Origin of the sequence: Anaerotignum faecicola, assembly GCA_024460105.1 — a bacterium.
In the GTDB taxonomy this organism is placed as follows: Bacteria; Bacillota; Clostridia; order Lachnospirales; family Anaerotignaceae; genus JANFXS01.
This window is the reverse complement of sequence record JANFXS010000002.1, coordinates 129,525-145,923: the sequence shown is the minus strand read 5'-3', so window position 1 is coordinate 145,923 and position 16,399 is coordinate 129,525. Positions and strand designations below refer to the sequence as shown.

At 40.8% G+C, this 16,399-nt stretch carries 17 protein-coding genes; 16 read left to right on the top strand and 1 reads right to left on the bottom strand.

From position 1 onward, the window contains the following. Positions 1–6: 6 nt before the first annotated feature. The 5 genes from NE664_03345 to NE664_03325 all read left to right on the top strand — a co-directional run bounded on the left by NE664_03345 (position 7) and on the right by NE664_03325 (position 8,292). The gene (locus NE664_03345; GenBank protein ID MCQ4725697.1) at positions 7–5,790 is read left to right on the top strand and encodes a SpaA isopeptide-forming pilin-related protein; all 5,784 of its coding nucleotides are present in this window, start codon (positions 7–9) and stop codon (positions 5,788–5,790) included. Positions 5,791–5,850: 60 nt separating this feature from the next. Then, a complete protein-coding gene (locus tag NE664_03340) occupies positions 5,851–6,198 on the top strand; it encodes a DUF3852 domain-containing protein (GenBank protein ID MCQ4725696.1) in 348 nt (115 codons plus the stop codon). A 215-nt stretch (positions 6,199–6,413) separates the two neighbouring features. Further along, positions 6,414–7,499, top strand: a complete 1,086-nt coding sequence (locus NE664_03335) for a nuclear transport factor 2 family protein (protein ID MCQ4725695.1) — start codon at positions 6,414–6,416, stop codon at positions 7,497–7,499. Between the two features lie 25 nt (positions 7,500–7,524). After that, the gene (locus NE664_03330; protein ID MCQ4725694.1) at positions 7,525–7,926 is read left to right on the top strand and encodes a pyridoxamine 5'-phosphate oxidase family protein; all 402 of its coding nucleotides are present in this window, start codon (positions 7,525–7,527) and stop codon (positions 7,924–7,926) included. A gap of 57 nt (positions 7,927–7,983) precedes the next feature. Beyond that, complete coding sequence (locus NE664_03325; GenBank protein ID MCQ4725693.1) at positions 7,984–8,292, top strand: winged helix-turn-helix transcriptional regulator; 309 nt, start codon at positions 7,984–7,986, stop codon at positions 8,290–8,292. Positions 8,293–8,309: 17 nt separating this feature from the next. Here the strand turns inward: NE664_03325 and NE664_03320 are convergent, their stop codons facing one another. Then, positions 8,310–8,630: a helix-turn-helix transcriptional regulator gene (locus NE664_03320; GenBank protein ID MCQ4725692.1), complete on the bottom strand. Its 321-nt coding sequence runs from the start codon at positions 8,628–8,630 to the stop codon at positions 8,310–8,312. Positions 8,631–8,740: 110 nt separating this feature from the next. Here NE664_03320 and NE664_03315 point away from each other — a divergent pair, with 110 nt between their 5' ends. From NE664_03315 to NE664_03265, 11 genes are all read left to right on the top strand, one after another. Continuing rightward, positions 8,741–9,367, top strand: coding sequence for a 4Fe-4S binding protein (locus tag NE664_03315; protein ID MCQ4725691.1), 627 nt, complete (start codon positions 8,741–8,743; stop codon positions 9,365–9,367). Between the two features lie 2 nt (positions 9,368–9,369). Next, positions 9,370–10,239 (top strand): Sir2 silent information regulator family NAD-dependent deacetylase, encoded by an 870-nt coding sequence (locus NE664_03310; GenBank protein MCQ4725690.1) that lies wholly within the window; start codon positions 9,370–9,372, stop codon positions 10,237–10,239. A 2-nt stretch (positions 10,240–10,241) separates the two neighbouring features. Then, positions 10,242–11,099 (top strand): protein-ADP-ribose hydrolase, encoded by an 858-nt coding sequence (locus NE664_03305; GenBank protein ID MCQ4725689.1) that lies wholly within the window; start codon positions 10,242–10,244, stop codon positions 11,097–11,099. A gap of 121 nt (positions 11,100–11,220) precedes the next feature. Beyond that, entirely contained in the window at positions 11,221–11,742 is a 522-nt protein-coding gene (locus NE664_03300) for a DUF4259 domain-containing protein (GenBank protein MCQ4725688.1), read from the top strand. Positions 11,743–11,768: 26 nt separating this feature from the next. Continuing rightward, positions 11,769–12,614 carry a DUF6045 family protein gene (locus NE664_03295; GenBank protein MCQ4725687.1) on the top strand — a complete coding sequence of 282 codons (846 nt, stop codon included), beginning with the start codon at positions 11,769–11,771 and terminating at the stop codon, positions 12,612–12,614. Between the two features lie 31 nt (positions 12,615–12,645). Then, positions 12,646–12,939: a DUF4314 domain-containing protein gene (locus tag NE664_03290; protein MCQ4725686.1), complete on the top strand. Its 294-nt coding sequence runs from the start codon at positions 12,646–12,648 to the stop codon at positions 12,937–12,939. Between the two features lie 14 nt (positions 12,940–12,953). Beyond that, a complete protein-coding gene (locus NE664_03285) occupies positions 12,954–13,319 on the top strand; it encodes a hypothetical protein (protein ID MCQ4725685.1) in 366 nt (121 codons plus the stop codon). Positions 13,320–13,336: 17 nt separating this feature from the next. Further along, positions 13,337–13,663: a hypothetical protein gene (locus NE664_03280; GenBank protein ID MCQ4725684.1), complete on the top strand. Its 327-nt coding sequence runs from the start codon at positions 13,337–13,339 to the stop codon at positions 13,661–13,663. Beyond that, complete coding sequence (locus NE664_03275; protein ID MCQ4725683.1) at positions 13,599–14,192, top strand: hypothetical protein; 594 nt, start codon at positions 13,599–13,601, stop codon at positions 14,190–14,192. Before NE664_03280 ends, NE664_03275 begins: the two co-directional genes overlap by 65 nt. Beyond that, entirely contained in the window at positions 14,189–16,000 is a 1,812-nt protein-coding gene (locus tag NE664_03270) for a DUF87 domain-containing protein (protein ID MCQ4725682.1), read from the top strand. Before NE664_03275 ends, NE664_03270 begins: the two co-directional genes overlap by 4 nt. Positions 16,001–16,062: 62 nt before the next feature. Beyond that, on the top strand, positions 16,063–16,398 hold the full coding sequence (locus tag NE664_03265) for a hypothetical protein (GenBank protein MCQ4725681.1): 336 nt from the start codon (positions 16,063–16,065) through the stop codon (positions 16,396–16,398). The last annotated feature ends 1 nt before the right edge of the window (position 16,399 follow it).

Here is a 16,399-nt window from a genome sequence, read left to right as displayed (position 1 = left end):
ACCTAAATGTGTAAAACAAGAAGAATCATTGCTTTTTTGCTGGCGATGCTCATTGCCATTCCAACAATCTCCTTGTCAACGGTTCGCGCTGCAGAAGAAGGCAGTGATATCACCAAAATTACTGTTGTTAAAGGCAAGGATATCAATGATATAAAATATGATGGAAGGAATGTATTACATTCCTCTGCGTGGTGGTATGACGAGGAAGGCAATAAAAATCCAGCATTTTGTGTTGATCCCAATAAGGCTGGTTCTGGAGAATACTTTGCTGGAAAGTATGACTTGAATGTGGCTGGCGCAGAAACAAATGAAAAAATTGCCGCCATCATCAATAACAGCATTCCATATAAAACGTATCAGGAATTAGGTGTAAACAGTGAAGAAGAAGCCTATGCTGCTACAAAGGCAGCCATTTGGTGCGTGATTGGTGTATCGCAGTACACAGACCGAGGAAAATGGAATGCACCCGATAAACCACAGGTGACAGCTTTATTTAACAAACTGGTTGATCTAGCCTTGAATAATCCAGAACCAGTAAAAGCTGCGGTATATGGCACAATTAAAGTAGATGAAGAACCAGTGGAAGAAGAAAACTACTTTGTACAACGCTTTCAAGTGCAGGAAACAAGTAATTCTGGAAAGAAAATCACGAAGTATAAAGTCGAATTGACTGGCGATTATCCAGTTGGAACAATCATCACAGGTGAAGACGGCATCGAAAAAACACAGTTCAAAGGTGATGAAACATTTGCGATCCGTATTCCCAAGACTTCTGTCCCTGTTGGTGGCAGTGTGGAAGCAAATGTAAAGATTTCGGCAAATCTGTATTCCAATGTTATCTTGATTGGCAAACCTTTGAATGGCTTGGATGGCAAAGTACAGGATATGGAAATTGGGATGCCGAACCAGCCCATTACTATTAATGACAAAATGGTAATTGGAGTATCAGATATTCCTGGTAATCCGGGTGATGGCAAACTAAAAGTCATCAAGCTGGATGCCACAGATAATGCAACCCCTTTGGCAGGTGTAACATTCGATTGTTATAATGCACAGGGGCATTTAATTGATACAGGTACCACAGATGAATCTGGTATTTGGGAACCGAATATTACGGAGTCTGGTACCTATACGGTAGTAGAACGCTCTACCAATAATAGATATCAGCTGACTGAGCCAACCACTTTGGTCATTACGGTAGAGCCGGATCAAACAGCAACGGCAACATTTCGTGATTATCCGCCGCATATTGTGGTGACAGAAAAAGAAGATGCAGAAACAGGTGAACCTATTCCTGGCGTGCAGTATGAAATCATGCAGATCGATGGAAAAGGTGCATGGAGAGCAACAGGCAAAACCGATGCAGAAGGAAAAATCACATGGCAAGATGTACCAGACGGTACCTATCTTGTCAGAGAAGTATCCACTGTAGAAGGATATATCTTGGATCAGACACCTCAATATGTAACCGTAAGAAATGGACAGGCTGCCGGATTAAAATTTTTGAATAGTAAATTTCCAGGCTTGACTATCACCAAGATCGACCAGCAGACAGGCGAAGTCATTACTGATCCAGCTACTTTCAAAGTAGAACAGGTAGATGGCAGCTACACAACCACAGTCACAACAGAAAATGGTGTTGCTACACTGAAAAATGTACCTGTTGATACATATAAAATCACAGAAGTAACTGCACCTAAAGGATACGCATTGGGTGATTGCCCTCAGACCGTATATCTTGGCAAAGACAAGAATATTCAGGTGGTTATGAAAAATCTGAAAAAACCTGTGCTTACCATCGAAAAGATCGACGGACAGACAGGTGATGCAGTACCAGGAACCAAGTTTGAAATTAAGAAATCCGACGGAACTTTGATCGGTACCGTAACAACAGGTGCAGATGGTAAAGTAACAGTTGGTATGGACGGTGGCGAACTTGGATACCTCGATCCCGATGTTTATACCGTAACAGAAGTTTTTGTACCAGAGCCTTATGTACTGACAGGCGAACATCAGGATATCAGACTGAATGCAGGTGATAACAAGTCCTTGTTATTTGCAAACCTTGAAATGCCCAGCATCACCGTTGAAAAATACGATGAAGAAACAGGAGAAAAATTGCCTGGCGCGCAGTTTGCTATTTATGAGCAGGCAGACACCGCACGTCCTGTAGTAGAGGGTATGACTGACGAAAACGGTAAATTTACATCCGGCTATCTCAAACCCGGTACTTATGTGGTCAAAGAACTGAATCCACCTCCTGGATATATGTTATCTGATAAAATAAGCCCTGACAGAGTGATCGTTGCCAAACCTGGCGATGGTGAAATCGTCGTAAAGGTAGACAATATCAAGCTGCCAGAACTGACAATCAAGAAAATCGACTCTGTAACCAAAGAGCCGATTGCGGGTGTTGTGTATGAAGTCAAAGAAGTGGATGATACCAGCGTACAGCCCACAACAGTGACTACCGATGAAAATGGTACGATTGTGATTCCTTGGCTGAAAGCAGGTACTTATGAGATCACAGAAATTTCTACGCCGAAACCCTATATTTTGAACAGTACACCGCAAAGAGTCAAACTGGAAGCAGGCGATCAAAAAACACTAATGTTTGAAAACATCAAATACCCTACATTGATCATCGAGAAAACAGATTATACAACCAACAAGGGTATTCCAAACACCACATTCAAGATCGAGCATGAGGAAGACGATGGTGCAATTACAACAGTCGGTACATTCAAGACCGATGAAAATGGCAGAATCAAACTGCCGTATGTAGAACCTGGCTGGTATATCGTAACAGAAACCATTCCGGCACAGGGATTCCAGAAACCGACAAACCCTGTAACTCGTATTTATCTGAACCCTGGCGATAACTCTTATCTGAAGGATGATAATATCGCAGGTGGTGGCACTGGTGGCGCAGACGGCGGTACAACGACCGACGGTATTGAAATCACAAGTGGGAATGATTATGAAGTCGTAGACGGCATTGTCAACTATCCACTGAATAGTTTGGTCATCAAGAAAGCTGACGCCAATACAGGTGAAATGCTGGATGGTGCAACCTTTGAAGTATTCAGAATCACAGGGGAAACAAGTGGTCAGAATGGCAAACTGATCTGCACGGCAACAACTGATCATTCCGGTGTTATTGTTATCACTGGATTGGAAGCAGGTGCTTATGCGGTCAGAGAAACAAAAGCACCAAATAACTACATCATCGCAGAAACAGATATGCAGACAGTCAATATGAAAGCAGACGGAACATCTGTTGTGGAAGTAGTATTCCGAAACTATCCTTACGGCTCTCTGCTCATCACAAAAGTGGATGCCTTGACCAATAAACCATTATCCAATGCCACTTTCCAAGTAACAACAGGTGATGGAACGGTGGTTGGCAATAGTAACGGTATGTATACTACAAACAGCGATGGCGAAATCCTGATTCCAAATCTGAAACTAGGCAGTTATGTAGTAACTGAGCGCATTGCACCAGAAGGATATGCCTGCGATACAAAACCGCAGACCATTGAAATTGGTACAGATGGTGCTACATACAAAGTGCATTTCCAGAACCAGCCTATGTGCTCTCTCGTGATTTTGAAGAAAGACGCAGATAGCGGTAATCCATTGTCTGGTGCGCAGTTTAAGGTAACAACATCCAAAGGCGATGTCATTGGAAGAAACAATGGCATCTTTACCACAGACAGCAATGGCTCCATTACGATTTCTGATCTTGCCAAAGGCAGTTATATCGTAGAAGAAGTAAAGGCGCCGGATGGCTATGTGCTGGAGGAGCAGTCCAAAACCATTGCGCTGGATTATGGCAAAACTTATACATTGGAGTTCACCAATAAAAAGATGACTTCTCTTGTCATTAAAAAGGTGGATTCCATCAGCGGTGAACCGCTTGTTGGAGCAAAATTCTTCGTGGAGAAACAAAACGGGGAACACGTAGGTGAATATACCACAGATAATACCGGTACCATTCTGCTTCCGACACTTGATCCGGATTGGTATGTGGTAAGAGAAACAAAAGCGCCGGAAGGCTACATCATGGACGAAACACCAAAAACAGTGGAGGTAAAAACGAATGTGCCAACAGTGGTAACATTTGAAAACAAACCGCTTTCAGGAATCAAAATCGTGAAAACCGATTCTGAAACAGGGGAACCGTTGGAGGGTGTATCTTTTGCCATCGCAAAAATGAATGGCGAAAAAATCGGAACTTTCAAAACAGATAAAGAAGGTATGATTTATATTTCAGACCTTGAGGACGGTTACTATACTGTAACAGAAACAGAAGGTTTGGAGAATTATTACTGGGACAAAGAACCGAAAACCGTTGAGGTTAAGTCTGGAAAGCAGACTATTGTGGAAGTGGAAAATCAGCCATATTCCGGTTTGGTCATTGAGAAAACCAACAGCAGGACCGGCGATCCTATCGAAGGTGTAGAATTCCTTGTGACAAAATTCAACGGTGAGCAGATCGGATACTATGAAACAGATAAATCTGGTTTGATTGTCATTGAAGGTCTGGAAGAAGGCACATACTTGGTAAAGGAAACAAAAGAAGCCAAAGGATACAAACTTGACAGCGAAGCCAAAGAAGTGGAAATCAAAGACGGCAAGAGAACGACATTAAAAGTGGAGAATGATCCAATGTCTTCTGTATTGATCCATAAAATCGACTCTGTCACAGGAGAAGGTATTCCAGGAGTGAAATTCCTGTTATATGACAGTGACAATGAACCAATCGGTCAGTTTGAAACAGATGACGAAGGCTATATCTGGATCAGAAAAGAATTGCCAGAAGGCAAGTACAAACTCAGAGAATTAGAGCCTGCAGAAGGATATATCTCTGACAACAGCGAGAAAACATTCTATGTGCAGAAAGGCAGAACAATAGAAATCGAGTGGGAGAATACACCAGAAGTCGGTCAGATCGTCATTACAAAACGCTCTTCTGAATTCAATGAACTGACAGGTCTTCCCGCTGGTTCTCCATTGTCCGGCGCGGTATTTGAAATCTATAATACCACAGGAAATTTGGTAGATAAGATTTCTTCTGGCAGCAATGGTGTTGCCGCATCTAAGGGATTGCCTGTAGGTGTCTACACCATCAAAGAAGTATCCGCACCAAGATATTACGCTTTGAATGATAAAACACTTTTGGCAGAAATCAGGCACAACGGTGATATCGTCAGATTTGAAGTGCTGAACAGCAGCATTTCTTTGAACTTGACCGTTCAGAAAAAAGGACCAAATGCCGCATCTCCTGGACAGACCATCCAGTATGACATTTATGAAGTGCAGAACGGCTCCTCCGGCACTTTGGAAAACTTCTATATTCATGACAGGATTCCAACAGATGCCACAAGAGCTTTGAAGATCGTCACAGGCACATATTCTGAAAGAATGTATTATAAGATCACTTATAAAACAAACTACAGGGATTATCGTGTGCTTGCGGAAAATCTTCTGACAAAGAACAGCTATGAATATAGCCTCTATCCAAATGTACTTGGATTGGCAAATGGGGAATATGTAACAGATGTGCGTCTGGAATTTCCACAGGCAAGCCCTGGTTTTAAGATGCTTGAAAATATGTCTGTCTTCTGTCAGGTGATGCCGAATATGCCGAAAGACTACCGCATTGTCAATAGAGCAGATGTTGGCGGAAGATACGGCAATGAATGGGAAAGCGCAAAGACCAGCTGGAACACAACGGTGTGGACTGTGAATACACCGCCAGTAACGCTTCCCAAAACAGGTTATTAAAAATATGATTTCTGGGGCAGTCGGAAGACTGCCCCTTTTCTACGAAAGGAGAGAAGAACAATGGCAGTAAGATGGAAAAGAGTATTTTTGCTGACAATGGTTGTGCTTATGGCAGTGATCTTCTTCGCACCGCCAGTATTTGCGGCACCGGACAGTGGTCAGGTTTCCACAGCCATTGAAAGCACATGGAAGACAGCAGCTGGTCAGATCAAAACCGTAACCAATAATGTGATATTCCCGGTGGTGGACTGTGTGCTGGCGATCCTGCTTTTTGTCAAATTAGCTATGGCTTACTTTGATTACAAAAAACATGGCGAATTTGATTTCGCGCCAGTGGCAATCCTGTTCTTTGGTCTAGTGTTTGCCATTACAGCACCAACTTATATCTGGAATATTCTTGGGATTTAACAAAAATAATGAAAAAATTTTATTTGAGCGCAAATGCTCTGAAATCATTGAAATCTCAAAAAGGTATCCTTTTAGAAACTGCCCAATAGTATCATTGCGGTAACCATAGCACTTGAAAGTGCGTACTTTTCTTATTCTTTTCTTTCTATTATGATGAACCTGTAAGAAAAAAGAAACGCAAAAAATCAGCAATATTTTTTAAGGAGGAAAAGAAAATGAAAAAGAACACTGTTATTTTAACAGCTGCACTAATCAGTGCATTTACTGCCAGTACAGCATTTGCTGATACCACTGTGAAATTTCGAAAAGCAGTTGAAGAGAAAGGCGGCACAGTCGTATGGAATAGCCAAAACAGAAGCGTGACCGCTGAGGTTGATGGAAAAACAATCAGCTTTACTGTTGGAAGTGGAAAAGTGGTCGTTGATGGACAGGAAATAAACGCAGAAACGACAATTGTAAATAACAGAACGATGGTTTCAACAGGATTCATTCGTCAGTATGTTACAGGAAATAACGAAGAAGCAGAAATGAGCCATACAGAAAAAGCCATTGCTTTGATTAACAGCTTTGCAAGCGGAGATACAACTGTAGCTGATGAATTAATGGCGGAAGGATATATTCAGCACAATCTGGCATATGGCACCGGAAGAGAAGCATTTAAAGATTCTATTCGTTATCTTGCTTCCGCACCAGAAGAAACAACGGTAAATAATATTCGTGCCTTTGAAGATGGAGATTATGTATTCCTGCAGACAGTTTATAATTTTGCAGGTGCTGGAGAACAGGTAGCTTTTGATATTTTCAGATTTGACGAAAATGGAAAAATTGCGGAACATTGGGACAACCTCGCTTCATTAGCTGAGCCAAATCCTTCAGGACATACGCAGATCGATGGTGCAATGGAGTTAAAAGATTTGGATAAAACAGAGGAAAACAGAACTCTCGTGAAAAACTTCCTTTATGATGTAATGCAGGGGAATAATCTTGAAAAAACTCCAGAGTACTTTGATGGTGATACTTACATTCAGCATAATACTGGTATTGCAGATGGTGTTTCTGGATTAAATGAAGCCTTGGCAGCTCTTGCTGAACAGGGAATCGAAATGATTTATGACGAAACACACATGGTTCTTGCACAAGGTAATTATGTTTTGGCAGTTAGTGAAGGTACTTTCGGCGGTGCTCCGACCAGCTATTATGACCTTTGGAGAGTTGAAGACGGTAAGATTGCTGAGCACTGGGATGTAATGGAAACCATTGCAGATCCTTCCACATGGGCAAATGAAAACGGTAAATTTTAATTTTAATCTTTAGGAGGTAAAGAATATGAAAGAAGTTGTAGAATTTTTACAGGCAAATCCAGTACAGTATCTTGCTACAGTGGGCAGAGATGGAAAGGCAAAATGCAGACCATTTATGTTCTGTTTTGAGAAAGACGGAAAATTATGGTTTTGTACCAATCATACAAAAGAAGTGTATAAAGATATGCAGGAAAATCCATATATTGAGGTTTCTGTTTCCAGCCCTGAATACGCTTGGATCAGACTCAGCGGCAAAGCGGTATTTGAAAATAACATGGAAGTAAAAGAAAGCTGTATGGCAAATCCTATTGTGAAAGGACAGTACAAAACAGCGGATAACCCCATTTTTGAAGTCTTTTATCTGGAGGATGCAAAAGCAGTCATTGCTGATTTTTCTGGGAATCCGCCAAGAACATACCAGTGCTGATACTAAGAAAGGGCAGTATAGTGACTATGCTGCCCTTATAAATATAAGAGGAATGAAATGAATGATATAGAATATCAAAATTTACCGAAATGCCCTGTTGAAACAACCTTGCTGTTTTTAAAAGACAGAGAGTGTATCATTCTATTGGGATATATACTCTTGGGCGTTTTGGAAAGCAGTGAATTGCAAAAAATGACGGCAATGTCAGAAAAAACATATCAAAAAACTTTGGATACTTTATGGAAAAACGGATTAATCACTTGTGAGAATGGTATTTTGCCTACAGAGTTAGGGGAAAGTTTGAAACCAGTGATTTTAGCAATGGCTGAATGGGGAGAAAAATATAAAACACAGCAGAAAAATTAACTGCTGTGTTTTATAAATTATACAAATTTCTTTTTATATTCAGTACCCCACATAAACATAGAGTCTAAAATAGGCTTTAAACTATAGCCGGTTTCCGTAAGTGTGTATTCTACCCTTGGAGGAACTTCGGGATATACTTTTCTCGTTAAAAGACCTGCTTCTTCCATAGAACGAAGATTGCTGGTCAGAACTTTCTGTGTAATCCCTGTTACAGAATGCATCAGTTCATTAAAACGTTTTGTTCCTTCCAGAAGATCGCGGATAATCAGTACTTTCCACTTATTTCCGATAAGCTGTAATGTCATTTCTACCGGGCATTCGGGTGCTTCTTTTGTCATAAAATCACGTCCCTTATTTCTTATGTTTATTCAATAGTATCAAATTGGATGTATATACTTAATTATACTATTGGGATAAAATCTGTCAACGAATTTATGGAGATGAAAAAATGAGAACAATAGATTACTTGAATATGTTAAAAAATGAAATACATTCTGCTGTTTTTGCAACTATCGATGAAAACGGACTGCCTTGCACAAGGGCGATTGATATTATGCTTGCAGATGAAGCGGGTATTTATTTTATTACTGCTAAAGGAAAAGCATTTTATCATCAGCTGATGGCACAAAAATATGTTTCTATCAGTGCCATGACAAATGGAAAAGATTCTCTGAGCAAAAAATCCATTACGGTACAAGGAAAAATTAAAAATATTGGGCAAAGCCGTTTAGATGAAGTGTTTAGAGAAAATTCATACATGGAAGAAATATATCCAACAGAAAAAAGCAGAGCCGCACTTGAGGTGTTTTGGCTTTATGAAGGAGAAGGCGAGTTTTTCGATTTGTCTTCTGTGCCGATTTTTCGGGATACATTTTCAATCGGCAATGGCAAAGTAAGCCAAAAGGGATATTTTATAACAAATAAATGTCGTGGATGCAAAATATGCTACGCTAACTGCCCTCAGAAGTGTATAGATATTAGCGTAAAACCTGTTATGATCCATCAGGAAAACTGTCTGCACTGTGGGAATTGTTACGATGTTTGTCCCTTTGGAGCCATTGAAAGGAGGCTGTGAATATGAGCAAATGGAAATTAAAACAAAATCTTACATTGGATGAGAAAATTCATGCCTTGAAAGAACGAATTGATTCTGCAGAACATATTGTCATTGGTGCCGGTTCCGGACTTTCTACAGCAGCAGGATTTACTTATGGCGGCAAAAGATTTGAAGAGAATTTTGCTCCTTTCATTCAACGATATGGGCTGAAAGATATGTACTCAGCAGGTTTTTATCCATTTCTAACACAGGAAGAAAAGTGGGCGTATTGGAGTAGGCATATTTATTTGAACAGGTATGACGTAGAAAAAGGAAAACCATATTTGGATTTATTGGAGTTAATAAGAGAGAAGGACTACTTTGTTTTGACTACCAATGTGGATCATCAATTTCAGTTATGCGGTTTTGATCCAGAAAGAATATTTGCAACACAAGGGGATTATGGTCTTTTTCAATGTGCGAAAGCCTGCCATAAAAAATTATATGATAATGAAAAAATCGTGCGCGAAATGATAAAAGAGCAATCAGACTGCAAAATTCCATCATCTCTCGTACCAAAATGTCCTGTCTGTGGAGGAAATATGGAAGTCAATCTTCGCTGTGACCAATATTTTGTAGAGGATGAAAATTGGGAGGAAGCAGCACAAAGATATAATCATTATTTGGCTAAAAATAAAAACGAAAAGATACTGTTTCTGGAGCTCGGTGTGGGTGGAAATACACCGGTCATTATCAAGTATCCATTCTGGGAAATGACAAGCCAGTGGAAAAAATCATTTTATGTGTGTATCAATCTAAATGAGGCATGGGCACCAGAAGAAATCAGAAGAAAGTCATTATGTATCGATGGAGATATCAAAGAGATATTGTCAATTTTGAAGGAGTGTTAAATATGGATCAAAAAGAAAGGCTTGATTATTTGGTTCAATACTTATGCCAAGATTCTATCGTATATAAAGATATAGTGGTAAAAGATGAACAAAAACGACAGTTATTACGTTCACTTATGAATATACGTGTGCCAAAACCTGCATCTAAGAAATTTATTCAGATACAGGATGAATTTTTACAGGAGGAGGCAGTTGAAAAAGGAGTTGTAAAAACCGACGATTTGCCAACGGTGAAAGAAATGCTGAATGTTCAGTTTCCTTTTGCAGATCGTATCTGCCTTTGGCAGGAGGATATTACAAGACTAAAAGCTGATGCCATTGTAAATGCTGCGAATTCTCAAATGCTTGGGTGTTTTGTTCCTTGCCACAGATGTATCGATAATGCCATACATTCATCAGCTGGAATACAGCTCCGTGCAGAATGTATGGAATATATGGAGGTGCAGAGGAAAAAGTATGGAGAAGACTATGAAGAACCGACAGGTCAAGCGGTGATAACTTCCGCATATAATCTTCCAAGTCGATATGTGATTCATACAGTAGGACCTATTGTAAAAGAAGAACTGACACAAAAAGAATGTGACCTTTTGAAAAAGTGTTATCAGTCTTGTCTGGAAGTGGCTGAAAGAAAAGGTTTAAAAAGTATTGTTTTTTGTTGTATTTCAACAGGAGAGTTTGCTTTTCCCAATAAGGAAGCAGCACAAATAGCTGTAGAAACCGTTGTTGAATTTTTGCAGAACAGTCAAAAGATTGAAAGGGTTATATTTGATGTATTTAAAGATGAAGATTTCAAAATATATCAAAAAATTTTAGAACTCAAAGAAATTAAATCTCATCTTACAAGCAAGGAGAAAAAATAGAATTTGTTTATTACACAATGGCAGTTGAAATATGGAAATGAAGTCAGAAAAATAGATATGAATTGAGCCTTTATTCTAAATAGAATAAGGGCTTTTTTTATGGAAAAAAGGAGGAATGATGATGGGATGCTGGGGTGTAAAAGCATTTGAATCAGATGAAGGTCTGGATGCCTTGGAATGGATCAGAAACCATATTCCGGAAGACGGCTGTCTGCACTTAAAGGAATTGTTGGATCAGTTAAAATTAGACGAATGGTGTAGACCGCCTGCTGCGGAAAACGGAGAGTCCCACAGCAGCACAATGCTGATTGCGGAACTGATGGAAAGCTTTCAAAATGGTACTATAGAAGAATGGGAGTATCTCCCGAAAAACTCCTTTGAAAAAGTGGTTTCGTTTCTTGTGGAAAAGGAATCCGTTAAAGAAATGCGTGAGTATCTTTCCAAAACATTGGAAACCGCTAGGGAAAATGCACAGAACAATCAATGGAACGGATGGTTTGAAGAAACCAACTGGAACAAATGGCAGGAACATATGAAAAGCCTGATTGAAACTATGCGTAAAATTTTGGAGCAAGACGGAGATGTGCTGGAACTGATACCCCAGACAAAACAGGAGATGTTAGAGGATATAAAAATGGAATAGAACAGAAAAAGAAGGTGATGAAAAATATGTTTGGCTTAGACTTCGCCGTAGATGGTGTGCTGGATCAGTTCTGTGACTGGATCTACGGCAAACTGATCACATTCTTCGGTGAGTTTTTCAGTATGATTAATATGATGGGTGCAGAACTTTTTGAGCTGGATTGGATCAAAGCAATCCTGCTCTTTTTTTATTATTTCGCCTGGGCGTTGTATATCGTTGGGATTGTAGTGGCTGTGTTTGACACAGCCATTGATGCACAGAGAGGAAAAGGAAGTTTTCAGGACTTGGCGTTAAATATCATCAAGGGTTTTTTTGCCGTCAGTCTGTTTACTGTAGTACCTATTGATCTTTATGTCTTCTGCATCAATCTGTCAAATGAACTGATTGGCGCCATTGCTGGTATGTCGGATTCACCAGGAAAACTTGGTGCCATTGCCACTATGGTGCTGGGCAGTTTTGAAACACCTGGTGCTAATGTGGTGGTGTCTATCGTGTTTGTCATACTGATTGGATATGCGTTCATCAAAGTGTTTTTCGCAAACTTAAAACGAGGCGGTATCCTTCTTGTCATGATGGCAACCGGCAGTCTTTATCTGTTCAGTGTGCCAAGAGGATACAGCGACGGATTTGTATCCTGGTGCAAACAGGTGGCAGCGTTTTTACAAACCATTGTACTGGTTGCAGGGCTGGTTACTTATAACGCAAATATGCTGCTGGGCATCGGATTGATGCTTTCCAGCACAGAGGTACCGAGAATCGCACAGAACTTTGGATTGGATACCAGTATGCGTTTCAACGCAATGAGTACGGTATATTCCGTAAATTCCGTAGTCAATATGGCACGTAATGTAGGAAGGATCGCAAGCAGATGACCTGAAAAATTATTATAAAGGAGTGAGTTCTATGAAGTGGGTAGATAATGGGAGAAGAATGGCGGAAAGAGCAAAAGAATTGTTCCCACCAGGTACAAGAATTCAATTAATTCATATGGATGCTCCATATAATCCAGTGCCTGATGGAACAAGAGGAACGGTCAAGTTCGTGGATGATATGGGAACCGTATTTCCTGATTGGGATAACGGCAGAGGTCTTGGTGTGGTATACGGTGAGGACAGTTTCCGAAAGCTCACACCAGAACAATTGTTGGAAGAACAGCAGAAAGAAGACGTGGATGAGGACATGAATATGGGAATGTAAGGGAGGTTTTTGAAATGAAACTGGTATATATCTGTTCTCCATTAAGAGGAGAACCGGAAAAAAACATAGCAAAGGCGAACGAATACGCCAGAGAAGAAGCAATGAAAGGGAACTGTGCCATCGCACCACATTGTGTTTTCACACAGTTTTTGAACGATGAAGTGTCAGATGAACGCTGGCTCGGACAGGAAATGGGGAAAGCACTTCTTTGCAGGTGTGATGCACTTTTGGTTTGCGGCAATGTGATTTCAGAAGGAATGCGTGAGGAAATCAAAATTGCCTATGAGAACGGCATTACTGTTTTAGGCAGAGATTTGTCCATTGCGGATATCGAAGATGCGGTGTTTGGAGAAACAGAACAGTGCTGTGAGATGGTATAAAAGGCAGGTGAGAAGCGATGTATATTTATCCGGAAAACCTGAAAGGCAAAAGCACCATGTTCCTTTGGACACTACGAGATATGCTGATCATCATCATAGGAGCAGTCCTGTCCGCTGTCTTTGCGGCAGCTTTGGACTGGATTGTGCCGGGGGTAATGGTTGGAGTGTTCGCCTTTTTGACACTGCGTATTGATAACGAGCTGAATATCTCAGACTATATCCGCTTTGCCTTTCGATTTTTTGTGACAACACAACAGATTTTTTATTGGAGGTTTGCCGATGACAAAAATGAGAATTGGAAAGAAGAAATCCACCAGAGAAGAAATAGGCGCCAGAAATATTGATGCACTTGGCGTGGAAACATACGGCAATGAGTATCTGGTTTACTTTCTGGTACAGCCGGATAACATTGCGGTACTATCAGAAACGGCAGTAAAAACAAAAATCATGGCGATGTCCAGTGTCATCAAAGGGCTGGACTCCATTGAATTTTCCTGCATCAATTCCAGAGAAAACTTCGACCAGAACAAAATGTTTTACAAAGAGCGTCTGGAGGAAGAAGAAAGCCCCAAGGTGCGAGAAATATTGGAAAAAGACCTGATCCATCTGGACAGAGTGCAGATACAGACAGCTTCCGCAAGGGAGTTTTTGTTTATCCTCCGCTTTCGCAACTATAATCCAGAAACAAATGAGGTACAGACAGGCATCAGCAGAATGACGAAGCTGTTGAAGGATGCAGGATTTTCCTATCGCCAGGCAAGTAAGGAGGACATCAAAAGGCTCTATGCCGTTTATTTCGTACAGAATATCACGCAGGTATACTTCGATGACTATGACGGCGAGAGATTTGTAAAGGGGGATGAATACCGTTGAAAATCAGCAGAACAAAGAAAACAAAAGCCTATATTCCCAAAACGGAAGAAGAAAAAGAGCAGGTCAGGATCAAAGAGTTTTTGGATATGTGCGCACCTTCTGTGCTGAAGTTCTACCCTGATTACTATATCTGCGGCAGCAGTTTCAGAAGCACATGGGTGGTGCGTGAATACCCAACGGACACAGAAGAACAGGCACTGCTCAGGCATTTAGGTGACCGTTCCGGCGTTACATTAAGAGTCTACACCAGACACGTTACACCAGCGGAGGAAAGAAAAATCATTTCCAACGCAGCCAGCAGGAACAGAATGAACCGTTCTTCCGGCAACATCCAAAAGGAGATTATTGCAGAGTCAAACTTAAACGATGTCATGAACCTGATCGCACAGATGCACAGGGACAGAGAACCATTGGTACATTGTGCTGTGTTCATTGAAATATCTACGCCTACACTGGAGAAGCTGAAAGAAATGCAGGCAGAAGTGGAGGCGGAGCTGACACGTTCAAAGATATCCGTAGATAAATTATTTCTAAGACAGAAAGAAGGATTTGAGAGTACACAGCCCTGCGGAAACAATGCTTTCCATGAGCAGTTCGAGCGCGTCATACCAGCAACCAGCGCCGCCAATCTCTATCCCTTCAACTACTCCGGCAAAGCCGATCCGCAAGGCTTTTATATCGGGCATGATAAGTATGGAAGCAATCTTTTCATTGACTTTCAGCGAAGGACCGATGATAAAACCAATGCAAATGTCTTGATACTTGGCAATAGCGGACAGGGCAAAAGTTATCTCATGAAACTGCTTCTTTGCAACATGAGAGAAAGTGGAATGGATATCGTTTGCCTTGATCCAGAGCTGGAATACAAAGATTTGGCAGTCAACATGGATGGCTGTTATATTGACTTGATGGAAGGCGAGTACATCATCAACGTACTGGAACCAAAACGCTGGGAGGAAGACAGCGGTTCCGTACTGCCAAGACATATTTCATTCCTTCGTGATTTTTTTCGTGCCTATAAAGACTTTACTAGTGCGGAAATCGATGTTCTGGAAATCTTTCTGGAGAAACTATACGAAAGCAAAGGCATTACAGAGGATATCGACTTTTCAGAATTAAAACACACAGACTACCCGGTGTTGTCAGATTTATATCATCTGGCAGAACAGGAACTGAACCAATACGAAGAAAGAAGGGGGAATATCTATACCAGAGAAACAGTCAGGGATTTATGTTTGAAACTGAAATCCATCTGCATTGGTGCTGACAGCAAGTTTTTCAACGGACACACCAACATCACAAGCAATCGATTTATCTGCTTTGGCACAAAGGGCATTACAGATGCGGATACGGCGATACGAAATGCTATGCTGTTCAATGTCCTTTCTTTTATGTCTGATGCCTTGATGTCCAAAGGGAATACGGCGGCATTTATTGATGAGCTGTACCTGTTTTTGACTAACATGACTGCTATCGAATACATTCGAAACGCCATGAAGCGTGTGCGTAAAAAAGGCAGTGCCGTCATCATTGCCAGCCAGAATATCGAAGATTTCAACAGAGCTGATGTGAGAGAAATGACAAAACCCATGTTTGCCATTCCAACACATCAGTTTTTGTTTAACCCAGGGAATATCTCCAAGAAGGAATATATGGAAATGCTCAGGCTGGATGATTGTCTGTTCGACCTGATCAGCAGTCCTTTAAGAGGTGTCTGTGTGTTCCGCCATGGCTCAGAAGTTTACCATCTGGTGGTAAAAGCACCGCAGTATAAAGAGGATTTGTTTGGCAGTGCTGGAGGTAAGTAGAAATCAAAAAGAAAAAACACTAAACCTATCAAAAAGAAAAAACATAAAAGGGAGAGATTTACATGATGAAAGACGCAAGAGATGAAGACTTTGAATTGGCAGAAATTGATAATGTGGTGGTGATTTTTACCAATGCACGTATTGATCGAGATACGGTGCCTTTTGATTTATACTGCTATGATGTCAGAGAGTCAGAGGGCTTTAGTGGCGATCCAGTTACGCTGGAGAAGGTTGTTTCCATAAATCACTGGGGTACCATTTTATCAAAAAAACCGTTTCCTTTGGAAGATGATGCATACTATCCGTTAAAAGACGGCATCAATTATCTGGGTGAAACCTGTACGATGGATGAGTTTATGGAAATGAATCCAGAAGACGAAATGGATGTTATGTTTTAAG

Excerpts from the sequence above, each read along its gene's own strand:
- NE664_03335 (MCQ4725695.1), top strand. The coding sequence starts at position 6,414 with ATGAAAAAGAACACTGTTATTTTAACAGCTGCACTAATCAGTGCATTT.
- NE664_03285 (MCQ4725685.1), top strand. The coding sequence starts at position 12,954 with ATGAAACTGGTATATATCTGTTCTCCATTAAGAGGAGAACCGGAAAAA.
- NE664_03325 (MCQ4725693.1), top strand. The coding sequence starts at position 7,984 with ATGAATGATATAGAATATCAAAATTTACCGAAATGCCCTGTTGAAACA.
- NE664_03310 (MCQ4725690.1), top strand. The coding sequence starts at position 9,370 with ATGAGCAAATGGAAATTAAAACAAAATCTTACATTGGATGAGAAAATT.
- NE664_03345 (MCQ4725697.1), top strand. The coding sequence starts at position 7 with ATGTGTAAAACAAGAAGAATCATTGCTTTTTTGCTGGCGATGCTCATT.
- NE664_03330 (MCQ4725694.1), top strand. The coding sequence starts at position 7,525 with ATGAAAGAAGTTGTAGAATTTTTACAGGCAAATCCAGTACAGTATCTT.
- NE664_03340 (MCQ4725696.1), top strand. The coding sequence starts at position 5,851 with ATGGCAGTAAGATGGAAAAGAGTATTTTTGCTGACAATGGTTGTGCTT.
- NE664_03320 (MCQ4725692.1), bottom strand. The coding sequence starts at position 8,630 with ATGACAAAAGAAGCACCCGAATGCCCGGTAGAAATGACATTACAGCTT.
- NE664_03300 (MCQ4725688.1), top strand. The coding sequence starts at position 11,221 with ATGGGATGCTGGGGTGTAAAAGCATTTGAATCAGATGAAGGTCTGGAT.
- NE664_03305 (MCQ4725689.1), top strand. The coding sequence starts at position 10,242 with ATGGATCAAAAAGAAAGGCTTGATTATTTGGTTCAATACTTATGCCAA.
- NE664_03295 (MCQ4725687.1), top strand. The coding sequence starts at position 11,769 with ATGTTTGGCTTAGACTTCGCCGTAGATGGTGTGCTGGATCAGTTCTGT.
- NE664_03275 (MCQ4725683.1), top strand. The coding sequence starts at position 13,599 with ATGACAAAAATGAGAATTGGAAAGAAGAAATCCACCAGAGAAGAAATA.
- NE664_03290 (MCQ4725686.1), top strand. The coding sequence starts at position 12,646 with ATGAAGTGGGTAGATAATGGGAGAAGAATGGCGGAAAGAGCAAAAGAA.
- NE664_03280 (MCQ4725684.1), top strand. The coding sequence starts at position 13,337 with ATGTATATTTATCCGGAAAACCTGAAAGGCAAAAGCACCATGTTCCTT.
- NE664_03265 (MCQ4725681.1), top strand. The coding sequence starts at position 16,063 with ATGATGAAAGACGCAAGAGATGAAGACTTTGAATTGGCAGAAATTGAT.
- NE664_03315 (MCQ4725691.1), top strand. The coding sequence starts at position 8,741 with ATGAGAACAATAGATTACTTGAATATGTTAAAAAATGAAATACATTCT.